Genomic DNA, 16,210 nt, shown 5'->3' with positions numbered 1-16,210 from the left:
GCTCGGTGACCTGTGACCACAGGCCGTTGATGTCCAGGCCGTGGAGGGTGGCCAGGGCGGCTGATGCAGGACGGGGGAATCTCGTGCCGGGCGGGCGGGACAGGGTCGGGCAGCGTGCGCAGGAGCATCAGGCCGCGCGCCTCCGCCGCCCTTTCGCCTTGGCGGGGGCGGTGAGCTGATCGGACTGCTCGGCCGCGAAGTCGATCGGGACGAGTTCCAGAAGCTCTTCAGTGATGGATCTGCTGCCGTCCTCGATGGCCAGCACGGCGGCGCCGCGGATGAGCCGGGACAGGTTGCCGATCATGCCGCCGGTGCGATGGAAGAGGTAGCCGCTGAGCGCGCTCAGCGGGCCCGGGGCGTGCTCGTGGAGGCGCAACGTCGACTCCAGGGTGCTGACCAGGCCCCGCCATGCTTCCTTGTCGCCGGTGGTGGCGTAGGAGAACGGGGCGACGGGGATGACAACGAAACGTCCGGCGATCTGCCGGCCCCGGGTTCCGGCGAACAGGCCCTGACTCTCGATGTCGATGCCCGCGTAGGCGAATGTCGCGGGCAGACGCTCAGCGAAGTACTTCAGCTGGTCGGAGGCTTCCGCCCCGGCCCGGGAACCGAGGTTGAGGTTGTGCAGCTCGTCGACCAGCGCCGGGTCCACGTGGACCTGGTCGGCGGTAGCGCAGACGGCGTCGACGATGTCGGTGTGGGTGGCTCGGGACGGGAACGTCAGCCCGAAGAAGCGGGCGAACTCCGTCGCGAGCATCTTCGGTGTGGCCGCCGGCGGGACCGTGACATAGACGACCGGCAACCGGACGCGGTCGTGCGGGTGGCGCATGCGCGTGGCCAGCTCGTGCGCGCGGCTTAGCTGCGTGAGCGCGGTCGTCTTCCCGGTGCCGGAGGCGCCGGAGAAGATCACGCCGCGGCGGGCGGAGATCTGATGGCGGTTGAGCTGGATCAGCAGCCGGGCGGTGGAGATGACCTTGCGGATAGTCGGGGTGTTCACCAGCGGCAGGTCCGCGTGATACTCCCGCCGTGACTCGTCCCCCCTCGCCCGTTCCCGCGCGCTCAGGGTGGTCCGCTCGGTCGCGGTCAGCAGCTTCGGCGGGTGGGTCTCATGTTCGACGTAACGGAGCCAGCCCGCCTTGGTGGTCAGCGGTGAGTCCGGCGGGGCCAGTTCGTCGGTGTCCGTCTGCGGCGTCCTGGTCGTGGGCGTGCTCATAGCCACCTTTCGGCTCCGGCGTGGGCGTCGAAGACCCCGAAGGGCACCACCTCCGCGGCCGGCGACGCAGTCGCCGCGGAACGGGCTCGGGGCCGGGCGTGTTCTCGACCTCGGGTGCCGCGGTGGGCCCGGGGAGGGCGGCGGCGGTGCGGGTGCGTGCGATGACCCGGGTAGAGCGGATTGTCCGGTCCGTGTTCGGCGCGGGTCAGCAGCGCGTCCAGGACGCGGGCGACGGCGGCCTCGTTCGCGTCGTCCAGGCCGGCCACGGCGGCAAGGCGGCGGGCGTGGTCCCAGGTGAAGTCAGCGAAGGGTGCGTTCACCAGCGGCAGGTGCACCCACGGTGCGGTGATCCAACCGCCGGTGGTGCGTATGAAGACGCGGGAGAGGCCATAGGGGTCGTAGTGCACCTCCCAAAGCCCGCGCTTGGCCGCGTGGCCGGAGTGCTGCCGCCGCCACCGCCCCAGCTCCGGCGCGTCGTAGGTGCGATGAGCGATGCGGATGCCGTAGTCGTTGATGGCCCGCCAAGCCATCGGCAAAAGCTCCAGGTAGTCCTCCCCGCGCAGCACCAGCGGTAGGTAGCCGGCCGCCGCGACCAGAGAGGCGTACTTGTCGTCCGGCGACATCGCCTTTCCCGGCCGGAAAGGGTCGCGCAGAGCGTCGTGCGGCCTGGCTTGCCACCCGGCCAGTAGCCATTCCTCCAGCAGCTCCAGCAGCTCCAGCAGCTCCAGCAGTTCCTGGAGTTCGGGGATCGTCCAGACCACCGCCTGCTCGACGCGCTCGCCACGGCTGATCACATCCCGGCCGTGTAGCCCGCGAGGTGCTGGCAGAACAGCGTGTTGATCGCCACAAATGTGGCCTCCACGATGGCCTTGTCGGTCGGGGTCCGTGGACCTGACCCTTGCACCGAGACCCCGAGACGGTCGCAGGCCCGGATGAACGTGTCGGAAACGTGTCGGAGATGAACACCTTCCCGCCGTCGATGACGACGGTGTCCGGCACGATCACCGGTTTCGCGGCGGCCTGTTCCATTCGCGCGTCCACGCCCAGCAACCGCAGGTGCGGCATCCGAGAAGCCGCCATCCGCAACGAGCCCGACCAGCCCGGCCGCATCGGCTCCGGCACCAGCATCCGCGCCAGCAGCGGCAAGGCGTCCACCGCCTTCGTGCCCACCGGCCGCAGCACCGCCGCGCAGATTCGTGCGGGTGGCGACATCGACCGCGATCGTCAGATCAGCCCGCGCGGCACCCCCGAGTCCAAAACCACCATCACGTCCAGCGGGGTGGAGTCGATCTTCACCTATTCCCCGGGCCGGTCCGGGGTTCGGCGCCGGGCGGCAGCCCGGTCTCCACCTCCACCACGTGCCGCTGCCACGGGACCGCCGCTGCCCGCGCCGGCTCCGGCACGTCTCCAGCAGCCCGAACGGCTCCATCTCCGGCAAAGGCTCGGCGCCGGTAACAGCGAAATCCGGCGCCGCCATCAAGAACGAGGCCAGCACCACCGATTCCGCCCCACCAGCTGACCGCAGCCGCACCGCCGTTCCGGCCAGCGCCACCACCTGATGCTCGCCGCCGTCGAAAGCGACCCAGTCGCCCGGCCGCAGCACCGAGCCCCCGCCCGTGGTCATCGGCTCACCCCCGGCGAGACCAGCGAACCGGTATGCAGCGGCGTCGAGATCTCCACCGCCGGCCCCTGCGACCACAGCAGGTGAAAGAGCACCGGCAACACCGCCAGTGGCTCACCCGCCGCCCCGGCACCGTCCATCAGCGGCAGCGGCTCGGCGAACACCTCCCGCAGCAGCAGGGCTGACCGGCTCCACCCGGTGCCGGGGATGCCGGTAACCCGCCAGCCACCGAACGTTGCCAACCACGACCGGGACCGGGGCGTCAAACAGCCGGAACTCCCACCCCACCGAGGCGCATGCCGCCTCCATCGCCTCGAACTTCGCGCAGTCGCGGGGACCGCGGTGCTCGGCCGGGCAGCAGTCGATGACCACCGCCGACCCGTCGCGGCGACGGGCGAAGCAGTCCGGCGCGTGCGAGACCGGACGCCCGTTGGCTGCCGACCAGAACAGCCAGAACGGCTGGGAGGAGCCCCACCCACCACCACCGGATCGAAGTCCAGCAGCACCACCTGGTCCCGCTCCAGCCAGGACTCGTACCCGACGTGTCCGCCCATCGTCGCTGACCACCACAGGCCCGGCAGATTGCGCTGCCGACGGTACGACGCGAAGGCGCGTACGGGAAGGGCGTGCTCGAACCACACCGCCCACGCGTCCGGCAACGGGCGCCGCAACTCCGACCCGTCCGGGGCTACGTACGCGACCTCGAACCCGGTCGTCGGCGGTCCAGCAGAACCGCCCGGCAGGACCTCTGACGCACGGACCACCGGCCAACCCTCACCCTCGCCGCAAGGTAACTCTTCAACCCGCAAGCTCCCCCGCAAAATGAAGATTCAATCCGCAGCCTTCGACATCACACGACAACCACCCAGACCCGACCAACAAGATCAAACCGTTCCTACGTCGTCCAAACAAACCAGCGTTCTCGCTGCACCTGCACTCTTCTCAACCAACCTGCATCGCAGCAGGTCAGGATGGCATTCACCACGGCGCACAGCATTCTCAACTACCTGCATCACCGCAGTTAACTGGGCTGCCTCAGTCACACAATCGATGAGAAGGCACCGCGGTCCGGGCACGCGGATGACTTTGAGTACTCCACCCCGTGAGCACTACCAGAATCGACATGGTGACGGTAAAAATCGACATGGCGTAGACTTTCTGATGGAGGAGCGGTCCGGCTCCTCACAAGGCCTCTCTGGAGGAACAGTGCACAAGCAGAACTGGCTTATCACCGGCGTCAGCACGGGCCTCGGACGTGCCTTCGCCGAGGCCGCCCTGGCCGCAGGTCATACCGTCGTCGGCACAGTCCGCTCCGAGGAGGGCCTGCGGGCCTTCGAAGAGCTCAGGCCCGGTAACGCTCACGGTTGCCTGCTGGACGTGACGGACGATGACGCCGTCCCCGGTGTGGTCGCGGAGGTGGAGCAGAGCGTCGGCCCTTTGGATGTCGTCGTCGCCAACGCCGGCTACGGCCTGGAGGGAACCTTCGAGGAAACCCCGCTGGCCGAGGTGCGGCGGCAGTTCGAGGTCAATGTGTTCGGGGCGGTGGCCACGCTGCGGGCGGCGCTGCCCCACATGCGCCGACGCCGCCGCGGACACCTGATGGCCGTCACCTCCATGGGCGGGCTCATGGCCGTGCCCGGCATGTCCGCCTACTGTGGCAGCAAGTTCGCCCTGGAAGGCATCCTCGAAGCGCTGGGCAAGGAAGTCGCGCAGTTCGGCATCCACGTGACGGCGATCGAGCCCGGATCCTTCCGCACTGACTGGGCCGGACGGTCCATGACACGCGCCGCGCGGACCGTCGACGACTACGACGAGTTGTTCACCCCGATCCGCGAAGCGCGGCAGAAGGCCAGCGGCAACCAGCTGGGCAATCCGGCCAAAGCCGGGGACGCCCTCGTGCACATCACTTCGGTCGAGCGCCCGCCGGCCCACCTCGTCCTGGGCTCGGACGCGCTGCGGCTGGTCACCGCCGCCCGCACGGCCGTGGACGAGGACATCCGCGCATGGGAGGCACTCTCCCGTACGACCGACTTCGCCGACGGCGCGCAGCTCTGATGCCCGGCCACCACCCCACGCGGAGCCGTCGCGCCGCCGAACGCAAGGGCGACGTCCGGGAGCGGGCCATCCTCGACACCTGCGAGGCCCTGCTGTCGCACAAGGGCTACGACGCCATGACCGTCGGCGACATCGCCCAAGGCGCCGGCATCACCCGCGGCGCGCTGTACTTCTACTACGGTTCCAAGCAAGAAGTGGTCACGGCACTCGTGGCCCGGACCGTCGAGCACCTGTGGGAGCGGTCGAGGACCACCGCGGAGGCCGACGAGCCGCGCCGGGCCATCGCGGCAGCCATGCAGCGCACGGTCGAGCTGTGGAATGAGCACGGCCTGGTCATGCGCACGGCGATCGACCTGTCGTTGACCGTGCCGGAGATCGGCGAGCTGTGGAACCACACAGCTGACCTGTTCATCGCGGCTATCACCGCCGTCCTGGAACGCGCCGGCATCCAGGCCGGCGCTGCACCGGACCAGGCCGCAGCGATGGCACGCGTCCTGTGCTGGATGATCGAACGGACCTTCTACCACGCCTCGCAGGAATCCCCCGAGAAGCTCCAAGATGCGTCGGCGACATGCGAACACATCTGGCTGACCAGCGCCGGTCTGACCACCTGAGGTATCTGCCATGGACGCGGTGAGGCGCGGAACCATGAAGTTCCGGTCGGGCCCTGCCCAGTGAAGTGGACACCTGTTCGCGTCGTTATGCGGCGAGGGCGCTGGTGGCCAGATGCTGTTCGTAGGCGATCCGAGCCCCAGCTCCTCACTCCGGGGCCTCCGCTAATCTGCCCTGGGGGGCGCGCGGCGCGGGCACGGGGGCCCGGGCGGTCAGGTCCAGGTCGAGGTGTCTGTTCATGTCCAGCTCGAACCGGCAGTAGGGATTCACGTGGGTCCAGAACAGCGGGGAGAGCGCCCGCCGGTCCGCGTCGGTGACGGTGTCAGCCCACTTCGGGTCGGCGAGGACCTGCTGCATCAGCAGCGTGTTGACGTGAACAAGGGCGGACTGGAGGAGATGCAGCGCGAGCATCGACACCTCCTGGGACGCCTTGTCTGCCCCGGCCAGGTCGCCGTCCTTGCCGTAGAAGAGGTCCTTGTTCGCGGAGTTCCAGTTCTCCACGACCTGCAGGCCCTCGTGGATCCCCTGGCGCAGTTCGACGTCGGAGAGGTCGGCGCAGACGAATGCCGTACGCACCACCCGTCCGAGTTCCTCGATCGCCTGGTACGTGGGGTGCTTGGGGCCGCCGCGGGCGAAGCGGCGCAGGACCTGCTCGGCTTCGGCGGTGCCCAGGCGCAGGGCGGTGGTTTCTCACGATCTGGTCGTACTGCTGGCGGATCAGATCCCAGTTGATCGTCTTGGTGGACAGCAACGGCGCCAGGTGGGGCCAGTTGTCGCCCTCCCCGGCCGCCGGGCGGTACAGCTTCGCGGAGCCGATGTTCTTCAGCCTCGGCATCAGCTTGAAGTCGAGCATGTGGGCGAAGGCGAAGCCGACGATGGACGCGCCGTAGGTGTCGGTGTACTGCCGGTCCACCTCCATGTCGGTGCAGTGCTGCAGGACGCCCTCGATCATTGAGGCGACCTCGGAGGCCGAACAGGACTTGAGCTGGGAGTAGATGCACACCGACTTCCGCTCGACGTGCCAGTAGATCATCACGCCGGGGCCCCGGTAGCGCTGGTGCCACTCGGTCATCAGGTTCGAGGACCAGGCGCCGAACTTGCGGCTGTCGGAGGCGCACGCGGTGCCGCTGCCCCACCACAGCTCGTTGCGGGCGGCGAAGGTGGCGTTCACCAGCTTCACCAGCGCGGCGCGCATGTTGGCCCGGTTGACGAACAGGTGCCGCACCCGGCGCAGCGTCGCCTCGGACTCCCCGTGCTTGCCGGTCACCGCGCCCGCTTGATGCCCATGTTGGTGCCCAGCCCGAACAGCACCAACAGCAGGCGGCGCCGCAGCACGTCCTTGGACAGGTTCTCCCTCGTTGCCACCGAGGTGAACTCGGAGATGAAGTTGGTGTCGAACTCGGCGTACTTCAGGATATCCAGCAGGTCGATGGTGCCCCAGCCTCGCTCGATCTCGCCCTTAATGGCGAAGAAGGGAGCCGTTGGTGATCATCCGGGCGTGATAGTCGCTGCCGTGCCGCCGCGCGGAGGTCAGGAAGGTGGTCGACAGGGACCGGATGATCGCGTAGGCCATCATGGGTTCAGCTCCGAACCAGTTGACCAGGATGCGGCGGGTGCCAGGAGACCGCATGGCGCGGTCGACCCTGTCGGCGACGGCATCGCGGTGCCGACCTCGAACAGCGCCCTTGGTGTGCTCCTGTCCGCAGTATTCGCAGCCCATGTTGCAGTAGGAGGTGGGCAGAAGCGTGAATTTGCGCTGCGCGGTCTACTGGGAGGCGATGCGCTGGCGGGCGGCGATGTCGGGTTCGTCGGCCGTGAGGATGCCGGCCGTGACGAGGTTCTGCCGGTCGGGGGGTGAGATGCGGTCGACGCTTCCGCTTTCCAGTGCTCGCACGGTGGAAACGGAGAGTGTGTGCAGTTGAGCCGCAGAGGTGACGTACACAAGGCGAAGAGGGTCCGGATTCCCCTTGTAGACCCTGTTGCCGAATATTGCGTATGAGCTCAGACGTAAATTCACGATGTGCTCCGGTAGTCGTGCTTTTCGGCGTCACTGGAGGCAGCTTGCGGTAGGGCAAAGCCGTCGGGAACGGATTGTGCGGCGGCTCATTGGCAGCCGCCGCACAGTTTGACCTGCGATAAGCAGGTCAGCAGGATTCGTTGGCGATAACGTCGGAGTTGGCGTCGCGGGTCGTGGTGGTGGTGAGAGTCGTCATTTCTTTCTCCTTCGTTGGATTCTTCGGGGGTGATTCCCGGTCTGACTCGAGCGATAGTCGACCTCCACAGTCCGAGCGTCAAGCAATCACTTGGGGGTTTTCAGTGCAGGCTTGGGGGTACAAAGGCGCCCTCGAACTGAGGGCCAGATTGAGCCATATGCGAGATCGACTATTGCCTTCCGGATATGTGGCAGTGCTCCTACCAGGATAGGAGGGGCTTTTACCCTGCCCGGTGAGGCGCGGAATCGGCCAGGCCCCGGGGAAACCCCGGAGCAGAAGTGGAGGATTCCCTTCCTGTGTGAGAGATGTGTACTTGCCGGTGCTACGAACCTGTTTGGGAGTGGGCAGGATCCGTCTCTTCTGTCTTCATTCCGTGAAGGCTGTAACCGCCGCACGGATGACACGGCGAGTGGCGCCAGGCCTGCGATGACGGCGGCCGGGGCCAGGAGGGCCAGGCTCTGGTGCAGGCCGATGCCGTGGGCGAGTTGCCCGCCCATGAGATACCCCAGCGGCATTGCTCCCAGCCCCAGCGCAGTGTCCACCGCGGCGACGCGTCCCAGGACTTCAGAGGGGACCTGTTCCTGCAGCGCCGTCGTCCACACGACACCGAACAATCCATAGCCCGCCCCGGCCACCGCGACGGCCACCACAGCCACGACGACGGGGCCGGGAACTGCCAGAACAAACATGGGGAGCCCTACCGCCGCAACGCCCAGCTGGCCCGCCCCCCCCGGCGGGGGCCGCTCAACCGGACAGGGGCGACCGCGCCCAGAACCGTTCCGGCGCCGAAACCCGTCAGCAGGACCGCGTAGCCGCCGGAGCCGTCGGTGTAGTCCCTCCCCAGCAACGGCAGCAGGATCAGCAAAGGAGCCAGCCCGAGGCAAAGTGCCGCGATCGCGCCGGCGATGCTCCACGTCAGCCAGGGTCGGGCCCGTATCTCGAACCCCGGCCAGAAGAGCTGTTCGACTGAGAGGAATCGTGGCGCTGCCGCGAGTGGAAGGGATGCCGAACCAGAACTGCCAGCGTGACGACGCTCACCGCGAATGTCGCCGCGTCGGCGGTCAGGGCCGCCTGGGCTCCCGCTCCCGCGACCATGGCTCCAGCCAGGACCGGTCCGGCAACTTGCGCCCCGTTGCGGGCCATTGCGGTGAGTGCGTTGGCCGACTGCAGTTCGCTCGGCGGCGCGACCTGCTTCAACACCGCGGTGTAGGCGGGGACGAAGACCGCCTCCCCAAGCCCGACTATCAGCGTCAGTCCTGCGATCCCCGCCGCCGGGAATCGCGCGGGCGCCAGGGCCAAGGTTGCCAGGATGGTGCCGCGCAAGACATCGGCTCCCAGTCCAGTCCCGAAGGCGCCGCCAGGCCGTCACCCCGCTGCAGCCGATCTGTTCCGCGGGAACGTCCCACCAGCTCACACCCTTGAGCAGTACGTAGACGATTCACCGAAGCGCGTCACGGTCGTCCACCGGCAACCGACCGGGATACCGGTGCCGCCGGGGCGGACGAACCGGTAGCAGCGGACCAACGTTCCCACAGGTCATCAGACACGAGATCAGCAGGCACACAGTAGATCCTGCCGACACATCACCCAACTCATAGCCCACCAGGCAAAGTGCATTCTGAAACGATCAGTAAGCGGCACGGCCTACGCAGCGTCGGCGCCCCTTGCGGTGCACGGTCAGGAACGAGTGGCTGGGGCTGGTGAATCCCGCCCTGCTTTGGATTGAATCATGGACGAGAGCGTGTTTTTAGCGTCCACCGGTGCGCTGTCGTACCCCTCGTGCAAGATGGGGAAGTGCCTCCATGCCTTGGTGCGGAGGCAGTTGGGGTCTGTTGCATTCAGGGGGCGTTCGTGTTCCAGCGTCATTTTCACCGTCACGACGACATCGATCTGGTGATGTCCGCGCTGGGGGACGATCCTCAGTGCCTGCCGGTTCTCATCACATGGGGTGCGGGCCTGCGCCGGGACGTGGCTTCGTCTCTGCGGGAGGTCATCGCGACCGGGGCGTGGCAGAGCGACTTCAGTGTCCGCAGCGCCGCGGCCCACTGGCGTGAGGAACCCCGCTTCCAGGTCTTCCTTGACCACGGGCTCGAAAAGCGCCGTAACCGAGGCCCCAGATATGAGCACCTGGATGCCGCTCTGCTGACGTTCCCTGAGACCCGTGCCGCTCTCTACCGGGTCGCGGCGCAATGCCCGCAGCACTGCCGTACGCAGACCGGCACCTTTGCCGAGGACCGGCATGTGGATGACTACCGCGAGGCGCTGGTCGGCTGGTACGCCGCCATCCAGCACGCACATGCCTGTGTCGTGAGGGCAGCACGCTGGTTCGCGGATGCGCAACTGTCCGACTCCCGCCGGCCTGGAACCTTCACCGACTGGATGAGCGGAACGCGTCGCCGCCACAGCAGCGGTACCGCGGAGGAGACAGCCCCGGCCGCCCAGCGCGCTTTGCAGGAAATCATCCTGATGATGCACGCCTGGAGCCCGTACACCTTCGAAGCCATCGACGTGGCCTTCCAGAAGGCGGAGGGAGAAGCGGCATCCCATGCCTGGGGCGGCAGTTTCGAGCCCGCCGCCGGTCCGAAGCCCAGGCGGCTGCGGAAGCACTTGCGAGCGTCCTGTCCTCACAGGAACGCCAGCAGGTCGGGACGTCATCGACGGGATCGAGAGCGACGACGAGGACTGCGACATGGACCTCGCGAAGGACACCAGGCTGGCCTGCACCAGCGACCGCCACCGCACCCTCGGCGCCGAACCCGGCGGGCGTGAGGACTGCGCCAGAGCCCGAGGCCGTGTGTACGAAGAGGCCTCCCAGCCCTGGAGCGAGGGCGCCGACCGTGAGGCCGACGCTGCCCGGCTCGCCCGGTTCCTGCTCGGATCCCGTCCCGACCGACTCCAGGCAGTCCTTGCCACGGCCCGGGCCGCCGTTGCCCGGGACACCGCCGAGAGGGCGCCGCAGGTCTGGCACGACAACGCCGAAACCCTCTACCTCCAACTCCTCACCCTGGCCTGCACCCAGGCGGGCCGCGCCGCTCCCGCCTGCATCCCGCAGGCCATCTCCCAGCCGGTGCCCTCACTGCCGCCACCGTGCCCACACCGTTGCCGTACACCACACCTGGTGAGGAATCCCCGTGTTCGAAGAGGTACATCACCGGCCCTGCGGGCGCCCGACCAAGTCCGGCACTCCCTGCCGTGTGCAGTTCTCAGGCCCAGGCTTCGCCTGCAACTGCACACCACCGACCACGAAAAAGCCCTCGTGGAGGCATATCGGCAGGGCCTTGAGACCGGCCGGACGCAAGAAAGAGAGTGGAGACAACGCTCAGAGGCCGCACAGATCCAACATCTCGAGCGCCAGATACGAACCCTGCGGGAAGAACTCGACGCCAAGAACCGCCGCTTCGAGGTCGACGGCGACCAGGACGTCACCGTCGACGGCTACGGATACCGCTGGAGGGGCCCCCGCACGCTCGAAGTCGGCGACCGCGTGCTCCTGCCGGAGAACTACGTCAGCGCCGTTTGCCACGGCCCGGGACCCTTTCCCGGGACCGTGACCGAACTGGGCACCACCTACACCGGGACCCTCAGCACGATCATCTCTCGAGCCCCCGCCGTCCCCCGGCAGACCGGCTGACACCCGCAAGCCCAAGGCACCGGCATCCGAATCGACCAGCGGAGGTCTTCCGTGAAACGCGAGCGCGCCACCACGCTGCTGAACGACATGCTCGACCGGCTGGAGGGGGGCGGCTGGCCGCTGGACCTCGTCGACGAGATCCTCGTCTTCGGCTCTTACGCCCGCGGTGCACTGAACCCCTCGGACGTCGATCTGGTCGTGGAGCACCGCAGGGACGACCGTCTCGTCTCCGAGTTTGTCCACGCCCTGTCCTACGGCCGTGACCCTTCCGCTTCGATGAAGCGCGCCCTGAAGGGCAACAGCCGCGGCCTGCAGATCCACTTCGGTGAACGCAGGACCCTCGAAGCGGAAGGGTTCGAGCTGACCTTGCTGTGGACACGGGGTGAACCCGTCGATGCCGCCCGTGCCCGGCTCGCCGCCATCACCCCGACCCCGAGGCAGGCCGGGCTCCGCGCGACCACATGATCGAGGCTTTCGACGGCATCGACCGCTGGGTCCCGCGCCCAGTCCGCATCGATCTCACCGACCTGGTCGACCGCAAGGCCGCCACCATCCGCCAACTCCAGCTCCCCGACGCCGAACCCGCCCATCCCGCAGCCCTCACCCGCTGGAGCGAGACCAGCCCGCTGCGCCGCACCGCGGCAGCCGTCCTCGCTCACCTCGAAGCAAACTCCCGCCCGCTCGACTCCGTCTACCTGCACGGGGAACCGGTCATCGGCAGTCGCTACAGCGGCACCACCTGGCAGACCGGCATCGGATTCGGCTGGAGCCACCACCGCAGCATCTCCCACCACCTGCAGGAGGGCACCGACTGGTTCGAGGTCGTTCGCCCCACGCGGACCCAGCCCCTGCACACCCTCCACATCACCGTCCAGGACCGCTCCGCCCTGCCCCGGCTGTGACGCAGCGCCCATACCCGAGGGAGCTTCAGAAGCTGTTCCTGAGGGCTACATGACAAGGAGGATGCGCCTCGGTTGAGGCTTGCGCGCCTATCTGATCCCTTCTCTGAGCGGTGCAAAAATTCGCTGGACAACGCATAGGCCGACGGCGAGCGTTGATGGGATGCAACAGGAGAAGATCTGGGACGCTGAGGCTGCCCAGCGGTATGACACGCCCGGCACCGGCATGTTCGCGCCCGATACCTTGGGGCCGACCGTGGACCGCCTCACACATCTCGCAGGGGAAGGGGCAGCTCTTGAGTTCGCCATCGGGACCGGCCGGGTAGCTGTCCCGCTCGCCGAGCGGGGAGTCCCTGTCACCGGCATCGAGTTGTCACTGCCGATGGTGGAGCAACTGCGAACCAAGGCGGACGAAGCGACGGTCCCCGTGGTCATTGGTGACATGGTGACTACGGTCGCCCCCGGGAAGTACAGCCTGGTCTATCTCGTCTACAACACGATCTCGAACCTGCTCACCCAGGCTGAGCAGGTCGAGTGTTTCCGCAACGCTGCCCGCCACCTCACGCCTGGTGGTCGGTTCGTGATCGAGCTCTGGGTACCCGAGTTGCGCAAGCTCCCGCCTGGCCAAACGGCCACCGTCTGGCAGTCCGGCCCCGGCTGCATCGGTTTGGACACCTACGACGTCCTGCGCCAGCACGTCGTGTCGCACCACTTCCGGTTCGACGAGACCAAGCAGGCACAGCTGTTCCGGAGCCCTCACCGCTACATCTGGCCGGCCGAACTCGACCTTATGGCCCAGCTTGCCGGATTCGAACTGGAGAGCAGGCATGCGGACTGGGGCGGCGCCGCATTCACCGCCGAGTCGCGTTCTCACGTCTCCGTCTACCGAATCCCGCCAACGCGGTAGCCGTCTCCCCTCATCGGCTTGATCTGGCGTCCGCGTACTTTGGCAGTTCGACGGTTCACTCAAAGGCCGCCGGGATTCCCGGCGGCACCATCGCTTCGTACGGTGGCCGTAGGGACAGGGACGGGGTGCCCCGGCTGCGGCTGGTCGTGGTCAGGGACGACGACACCGGGCCGCGGTTGTGCCGGGGGTGCGGTGGTCCACTGATGCCGTCGGCGAGGGCGGCGGCGGTGTTCTGTTCGTCGGCTTGTCGTTCGCGGCGCTGGCGCCGACTTCGGCTCACGAGGGCGAGAGCCGAGGCGGTCCAGACGGCTCGGACGACGAACTGTCAGGAGTGCGGTGTGAGTTGGACGGTCGGGGTGGAACATCCTGCCTCGGCACGGTACTGCTCTCCCCGCTGCCGCAAACGGGCATGGCACCAGGGGCGCAAGGAACGGGGCGGGGTGTGAGACCGCGTGTCACACCAGGCCGGGACCGCTCCACGCGCCGGGGTGTGCGCTCTGGCAAGCGGCCGGAGGGCGCCGGATGGTGCCAAGTAACAGCTGTTCGAGGCGAGTTGACGGCATGAAGGGTGCCGCGCCGGGCCCGTGGGGGGGGAATGCGGATGTCCGGAAACGTCGGCAGTGTGACCCGGGATCGCTACGACGAGCTGGTCAAGCTGGGGCGGGACTGGGTGGCCACGACGAGCAGCGCCCAGTGGCGTCTCGGTGACGCGGCCATGGAGATCGAGCCGATGCGCTCGTATGGGGGTGCGAATCCGTCCGGGAAGGACGACCTGTTCACGGTCAGCGAGGCCATCCGGATGTTCGCCGAAGACGTAGGGCTGGCCCACACCACAGTCCGCAGTTACCGGCGGGTGTCCTCGCGCTGGTCGAAGGAGCGTCGGCGGGCTGACGTCTCGCACACCATCCACAAAGTCCTGGCCAGCATCCCCGATGACCAGGAGCGGTTCGAGGCGGTCAACACCCCCCCCGCCCAACCCGCGCGGCGGTCCGCCGAGGTGGCCACACGACAGCGCGAAACGGGTGGTGGGTCGACTCCCCGGAGAGCGTGCAGGAGAAGGTGGAGGCGATCCACGACCTGGCCACCGACGACGCGGTCGCTGCGGTGGTGACCACCGGCTTCCCGCGCCGTCCGGCGGTCGCCAACAAGGCCATGGCCGATGACACCGCCCGGCACGCCGTTAATGAGGCGCAGTTCGACCGGTTCCGCCAGCAGGCCCAGTTCGTGCACGAGGAAGCGGCCCCGCAGTTGAAGCGAATGGAGCACAGCGCGCAGTTCATGGACCTGGTCGCGGCCTGCGCACAGTTCGTCGCGACGGCCGGGAGGATCGTGCCGAACCTGCGCGGCGAGCACTACGACGACGGCGAGCGGGAGACGATCGGGCGGGGGCTTGCTTGTGTGCGCGCCGCGGCCGACTGGATCGCGAACGCCGTGACCCGCGGCGAGGTCGACCTGGACGAGCAGCTGGAGAAGCTGCTGAAGGGCTCGGGTGAGTAGGCGATGGGGCGGGGTGTCCCCGCTCACGTCCACGCCGAGGCGATCCTCAGCGCCCTGCTGGAAGCGCGTCCCGCCGGTCTGACCATCGTCCAGTTGATGGCCGCCACCGAACGCACCCGCGCGCAGGTCCACACCGGGCTCGCGCATCTGCGCCAGGTCGCGGCGGCGAAGGGCCTTCCCCCCGTGACCTGGGACGAACGATGGGGGTATCGGATGCTGGACGGGGCGCCGGAGGTGTGGATCGGCTATGAACGGGCGTTCTTCGAGACCGTCCACCACCGGGTGGAGAACTTCATCGCCGGGACCCTCCTCCCGCACCAGTAGAAGACCCCGAACGACCCCGACATCCGCACGGTCATGGCGCAGATGGGTGCGATCGAATCCACCCTTCAGCTGCTGGCCAGCCTGCAGTGAGCCGGAGCACGAGAGGCAACGGGCCGCGACCGCCCCGCAGTTGGCCCCACCCACCGGTCGCGGCCCGGCACCGTCATGCTGCTGCCCCGCTACCGCTGCCCCTCCGACACCAGCGACCTCGAATGGGCCCTGCTCAAGACACTCCTTCCGACTCCCGCCTGCCAGACCCCCAAGGGCGGCGCCCCGGAGAAATGGCCCCGGCGCTGCGTCGTCGACGCCATCCGCTACATCACCGACAATGGGACGAAGTGGAGGGCGCTGCCCGCCGACTTCGGCATCCCCTGGCGCACCGTGTTCGGATACTTCGCCCGCTGGGCAGAGGCCGGCGCACCCAAGCACATCCTCGACCAGCTCCGCCGACAGCTGCGGCTGCGCCGCCAACGGTGCCCCTGGCCGGTCCGGGTAATTGTGGACTCCCATTCCGTCAGAGGCGCGGAAACCGTGTCGAACGCGACACGCGGATACGACGCGAACAAGCACATCAACGGCAGGAAGCGACATCTCCTGGTTGACCAGGACGGTCTGCTGGTCGACCTGCTGGTCACTCCCGCCGACGTCCAGGACCGCGACGCGGCCCGCATCCTGCTCACCCGCCTGCACGCCGAACACCCTGAAATCGTCCTGGTCTGGGCGGACAACGGCTATGGAGGCGAGGAGTTCAGCACCTAGGCCCAGAACAACCTGGGCATCACCATCAAGGTCGTCTCCCGCCCCAAGGACGCGAAGGGCTTCGTTCTGCTACCGAAGAGGTGGGTGGTGGAACGGAGCAACTCATGGACGATGCGGGCCCGGCGCAACGCGAGGGACTACGAACGCCTGATGTCCCACGCAGAAGCCCACATCCAGTGGGCCTTCATCACCCTCATGTCCCGCAGCCTGGCCCGCCTTCGCCGGCAGACCGAGGCGTCGACGGTCACCCTCACAGCCGCCTGAAAGAACAGCACGCTGCCGCTGCCGTTCGGAACAGCGACCATCGACGCCCGACCGAACGGCAAGTGAGATCACCACAGCACTTCATGACGCCGCGACCTGCGGAAAGGAGATGTGACACAACTTCTCAAGGCGTGGCTACGGGGCATGCGGTCATCGCGAAGCCCCGTTTAAACGGAGCTGAAGCCCGCAGGCGGCCCGTAGCTGCGCGCCGGGCCCGA

Annotated in this window: 19 protein-coding genes and 4 pseudogenes; 11 read left to right on the top strand and 12 right to left on the bottom strand. The window is 67.9% G+C overall.

Translation table 11 applies throughout. The features are described from left to right. Positions 1-127 precede the first annotated feature (127 nt). Both ACGFW5_RS24560 and ACGFW5_RS24555 read right to left on the bottom strand, forming a co-directional pair. Positions 128-1,210, bottom strand: coding sequence for a TniB family NTP-binding protein (locus ACGFW5_RS24560; RefSeq protein WP_393836444.1), 1,083 nt, complete (start codon positions 1,208-1,210; stop codon positions 128-130). Continuing rightward, on the bottom strand, positions 1,207-2,004 hold the full coding sequence (locus ACGFW5_RS24555) for a Mu transposase C-terminal domain-containing protein (RefSeq protein WP_393836443.1): 798 nt from the start codon (positions 2,002-2,004) through the stop codon (positions 1,207-1,209). Before ACGFW5_RS24555 ends, ACGFW5_RS24560 begins: the two co-directional genes overlap by 4 nt. Positions 2,005-2,168: 164 nt before the next feature. Here ACGFW5_RS24555 and ACGFW5_RS24550 point away from each other — a divergent pair, with 164 nt between their 5' ends. After that, a complete protein-coding gene (locus tag ACGFW5_RS24550) occupies positions 2,169-2,729 on the top strand; it encodes a hypothetical protein (RefSeq protein WP_393836442.1) in 561 nt (186 codons plus the stop codon). 216 nt (positions 2,730-2,945) lie between these two features. Here the strand turns inward: ACGFW5_RS24550 and ACGFW5_RS24545 are convergent, their stop codons facing one another. Continuing rightward, the gene (locus tag ACGFW5_RS24545) at positions 2,946-3,398 is read right to left on the bottom strand and encodes a TnsA-like heteromeric transposase endonuclease subunit (RefSeq protein WP_393836529.1); all 453 of its coding nucleotides are present in this window, start codon (positions 3,396-3,398) and stop codon (positions 2,946-2,948) included. Positions 3,399-4,037: 639 nt separating this feature from the next. Here ACGFW5_RS24545 and ACGFW5_RS24540 point away from each other — a divergent pair. Both ACGFW5_RS24540 and ACGFW5_RS24535 read left to right on the top strand, forming a co-directional pair. Continuing rightward, on the top strand, positions 4,038-4,886 hold the full coding sequence (locus tag ACGFW5_RS24540; protein WP_393836441.1) for an oxidoreductase: 849 nt from the start codon (positions 4,038-4,040) through the stop codon (positions 4,884-4,886). Next, positions 4,886-5,500, top strand: a complete 615-nt coding sequence (locus tag ACGFW5_RS24535; RefSeq protein ID WP_393836528.1) for a TetR/AcrR family transcriptional regulator — start codon at positions 4,886-4,888, stop codon at positions 5,498-5,500. The genes ACGFW5_RS24540 and ACGFW5_RS24535 overlap by 1 nt, the downstream gene beginning before the upstream one ends. A 145-nt stretch (positions 5,501-5,645) precedes the next feature. Here ACGFW5_RS24535 and ACGFW5_RS24530 read toward each other — a convergent pair whose 3' ends face one another. From ACGFW5_RS24530 to ACGFW5_RS24495, 8 genes and pseudogenes are all read right to left on the bottom strand, one after another. Then, entirely contained in the window at positions 5,646-6,170 is a 525-nt protein-coding gene (locus ACGFW5_RS24530) for a Tn3 family transposase (protein WP_393836527.1), read from the bottom strand. Positions 6,171-6,246: 76 nt separating this feature from the next. Further along, positions 6,247-6,723, bottom strand: a pseudogene (locus ACGFW5_RS24525) (Tn3 family transposase); the annotation flags it as partial. Between the two features lie 38 nt (positions 6,724-6,761). After that, positions 6,762-6,911, bottom strand: coding sequence for a Tn3 family transposase (locus ACGFW5_RS24520; RefSeq protein WP_393836526.1), 150 nt, complete (start codon positions 6,909-6,911; stop codon positions 6,762-6,764). Between the two features lie 46 nt (positions 6,912-6,957). Then, a complete protein-coding gene (locus tag ACGFW5_RS24515) occupies positions 6,958-7,239 on the bottom strand; it encodes a radical SAM protein (RefSeq protein WP_393836525.1) in 282 nt (93 codons plus the stop codon). 24 nt (positions 7,240-7,263) lie between these two features. Beyond that, positions 7,264-7,392, bottom strand: coding sequence for a hypothetical protein (locus ACGFW5_RS24510; RefSeq protein WP_393836440.1), 129 nt, complete (start codon positions 7,390-7,392; stop codon positions 7,264-7,266). A gap of 405 nt (positions 7,393-7,797) precedes the next feature. After that, entirely contained in the window at positions 7,798-8,625 is an 828-nt protein-coding gene (locus ACGFW5_RS24505) for an MFS transporter (protein WP_393836439.1), read from the bottom strand. A 1-nt stretch (position 8,626) separates the two neighbouring features. After that, the gene (locus tag ACGFW5_RS24500) at positions 8,627-9,034 is read right to left on the bottom strand and encodes an MFS transporter (RefSeq protein ID WP_393836438.1); all 408 of its coding nucleotides are present in this window, start codon (positions 9,032-9,034) and stop codon (positions 8,627-8,629) included. Between the two features lie 13 nt (positions 9,035-9,047). Then, positions 9,048-9,273: pseudogene (locus ACGFW5_RS24495) on the bottom strand (transposase); the annotation flags it as partial. Positions 9,274-9,562: 289 nt separating this feature from the next. Here ACGFW5_RS24495 and ACGFW5_RS24490 point away from each other — a divergent pair. From ACGFW5_RS24490 to ACGFW5_RS24470, 5 genes are all read left to right on the top strand, one after another. Then, a complete protein-coding gene (locus tag ACGFW5_RS24490; RefSeq protein WP_393836437.1) occupies positions 9,563-10,480 on the top strand; it encodes a hypothetical protein in 918 nt (305 codons plus the stop codon). Continuing rightward, positions 10,401-11,342 (top strand): hypothetical protein, encoded by a 942-nt coding sequence (locus ACGFW5_RS24485; protein ID WP_393836436.1) that lies wholly within the window; start codon positions 10,401-10,403, stop codon positions 11,340-11,342. Before ACGFW5_RS24490 ends, ACGFW5_RS24485 begins: the two co-directional genes overlap by 80 nt. Before the next feature lie 51 nt (positions 11,343-11,393). Then, positions 11,394-11,807 (top strand): nucleotidyltransferase domain-containing protein, encoded by a 414-nt coding sequence (locus ACGFW5_RS24480; RefSeq protein ID WP_393836435.1) that lies wholly within the window; start codon positions 11,394-11,396, stop codon positions 11,805-11,807. Then, complete coding sequence (locus ACGFW5_RS24475; RefSeq protein ID WP_393836434.1) at positions 11,804-12,244, top strand: hypothetical protein; 441 nt, start codon at positions 11,804-11,806, stop codon at positions 12,242-12,244. The genes ACGFW5_RS24480 and ACGFW5_RS24475 overlap by 4 nt, the downstream gene beginning before the upstream one ends. A 160-nt stretch (positions 12,245-12,404) precedes the next feature. Then, positions 12,405-13,148 carry a class I SAM-dependent methyltransferase gene (locus ACGFW5_RS24470; protein ID WP_393836433.1) on the top strand — a complete coding sequence of 248 codons (744 nt, stop codon included), beginning with the start codon at positions 12,405-12,407 and terminating at the stop codon, positions 13,146-13,148. Between the two features lie 636 nt (positions 13,149-13,784). On the opposite strand, the gene ACGFW5_RS24465 is transcribed toward ACGFW5_RS24470, so the two are convergent. After that, positions 13,785-13,943 carry a hypothetical protein gene (locus ACGFW5_RS24465; protein ID WP_393836537.1) on the bottom strand — a complete coding sequence of 53 codons (159 nt, stop codon included), beginning with the start codon at positions 13,941-13,943 and terminating at the stop codon, positions 13,785-13,787. Here ACGFW5_RS24465 and ACGFW5_RS24460 point away from each other — a divergent pair. The 3 genes and pseudogenes from ACGFW5_RS24460 to ACGFW5_RS24450 all read left to right on the top strand — a co-directional run bounded on the left by ACGFW5_RS24460 (position 13,879) and on the right by ACGFW5_RS24450 (position 15,992). Continuing rightward, a pseudogene (locus ACGFW5_RS24460) lies at positions 13,879-14,645 on the top strand (DUF6192 family protein). The gene ACGFW5_RS24465 and the pseudogene ACGFW5_RS24460 overlap by 65 nt on opposite strands. Positions 14,646-14,648: 3 nt before the next feature. Next, on the top strand, positions 14,649-14,969 hold the full coding sequence (locus ACGFW5_RS24455) for a RacP protein (RefSeq protein WP_393836432.1): 321 nt from the start codon (positions 14,649-14,651) through the stop codon (positions 14,967-14,969). A 165-nt stretch (positions 14,970-15,134) separates the two neighbouring features. Then, positions 15,135-15,992 (top strand): annotated as a pseudogene (locus ACGFW5_RS24450) (IS5 family transposase). The last annotated feature ends 218 nt before the right edge of the window (positions 15,993-16,210 follow it).

The sequence above is a fragment of the Streptomyces sp. NPDC048416 genome (assembly GCF_043200435.1).
In the GTDB taxonomy this organism is placed as follows: domain Bacteria; phylum Actinomycetota; class Actinomycetes; order Streptomycetales; family Streptomycetaceae; genus Streptomyces.
The sequence above is the reverse complement of the archived record's forward strand: the minus strand, read 5'-3'. Positions and strand labels throughout refer to the sequence as shown.

Bases quoted from the DNA above. Each gene is read 5' to 3' on its own strand.
- ACGFW5_RS24560 (WP_393836444.1), bottom strand. From the start codon at position 1,210: ATGAGCACGCCCACGACCAGGACGCCGCAGACGGACACCGACGAACTG.
- ACGFW5_RS24550 (WP_393836442.1), top strand. From the start codon at position 2,169: ATGAACACCTTCCCGCCGTCGATGACGACGGTGTCCGGCACGATCACC.
- ACGFW5_RS24535 (WP_393836528.1), top strand. From the start codon at position 4,886: ATGCCCGGCCACCACCCCACGCGGAGCCGTCGCGCCGCCGAACGCAAG.
- ACGFW5_RS24485 (WP_393836436.1), top strand. From the start codon at position 10,401: ATGGACCTCGCGAAGGACACCAGGCTGGCCTGCACCAGCGACCGCCAC.
- ACGFW5_RS24475 (WP_393836434.1), top strand. From the start codon at position 11,804: ATGATCGAGGCTTTCGACGGCATCGACCGCTGGGTCCCGCGCCCAGTC.
- ACGFW5_RS24470 (WP_393836433.1), top strand. From the start codon at position 12,405: ATGCAACAGGAGAAGATCTGGGACGCTGAGGCTGCCCAGCGGTATGAC.
- ACGFW5_RS24465 (WP_393836537.1), bottom strand. From the start codon at position 13,943: ATGGCCTCGCTGACCGTGAACAGGTCGTCCTTCCCGGACGGATTCGCA.
- ACGFW5_RS24455 (WP_393836432.1), top strand. From the start codon at position 14,649: ATGGGGCGGGGTGTCCCCGCTCACGTCCACGCCGAGGCGATCCTCAGC.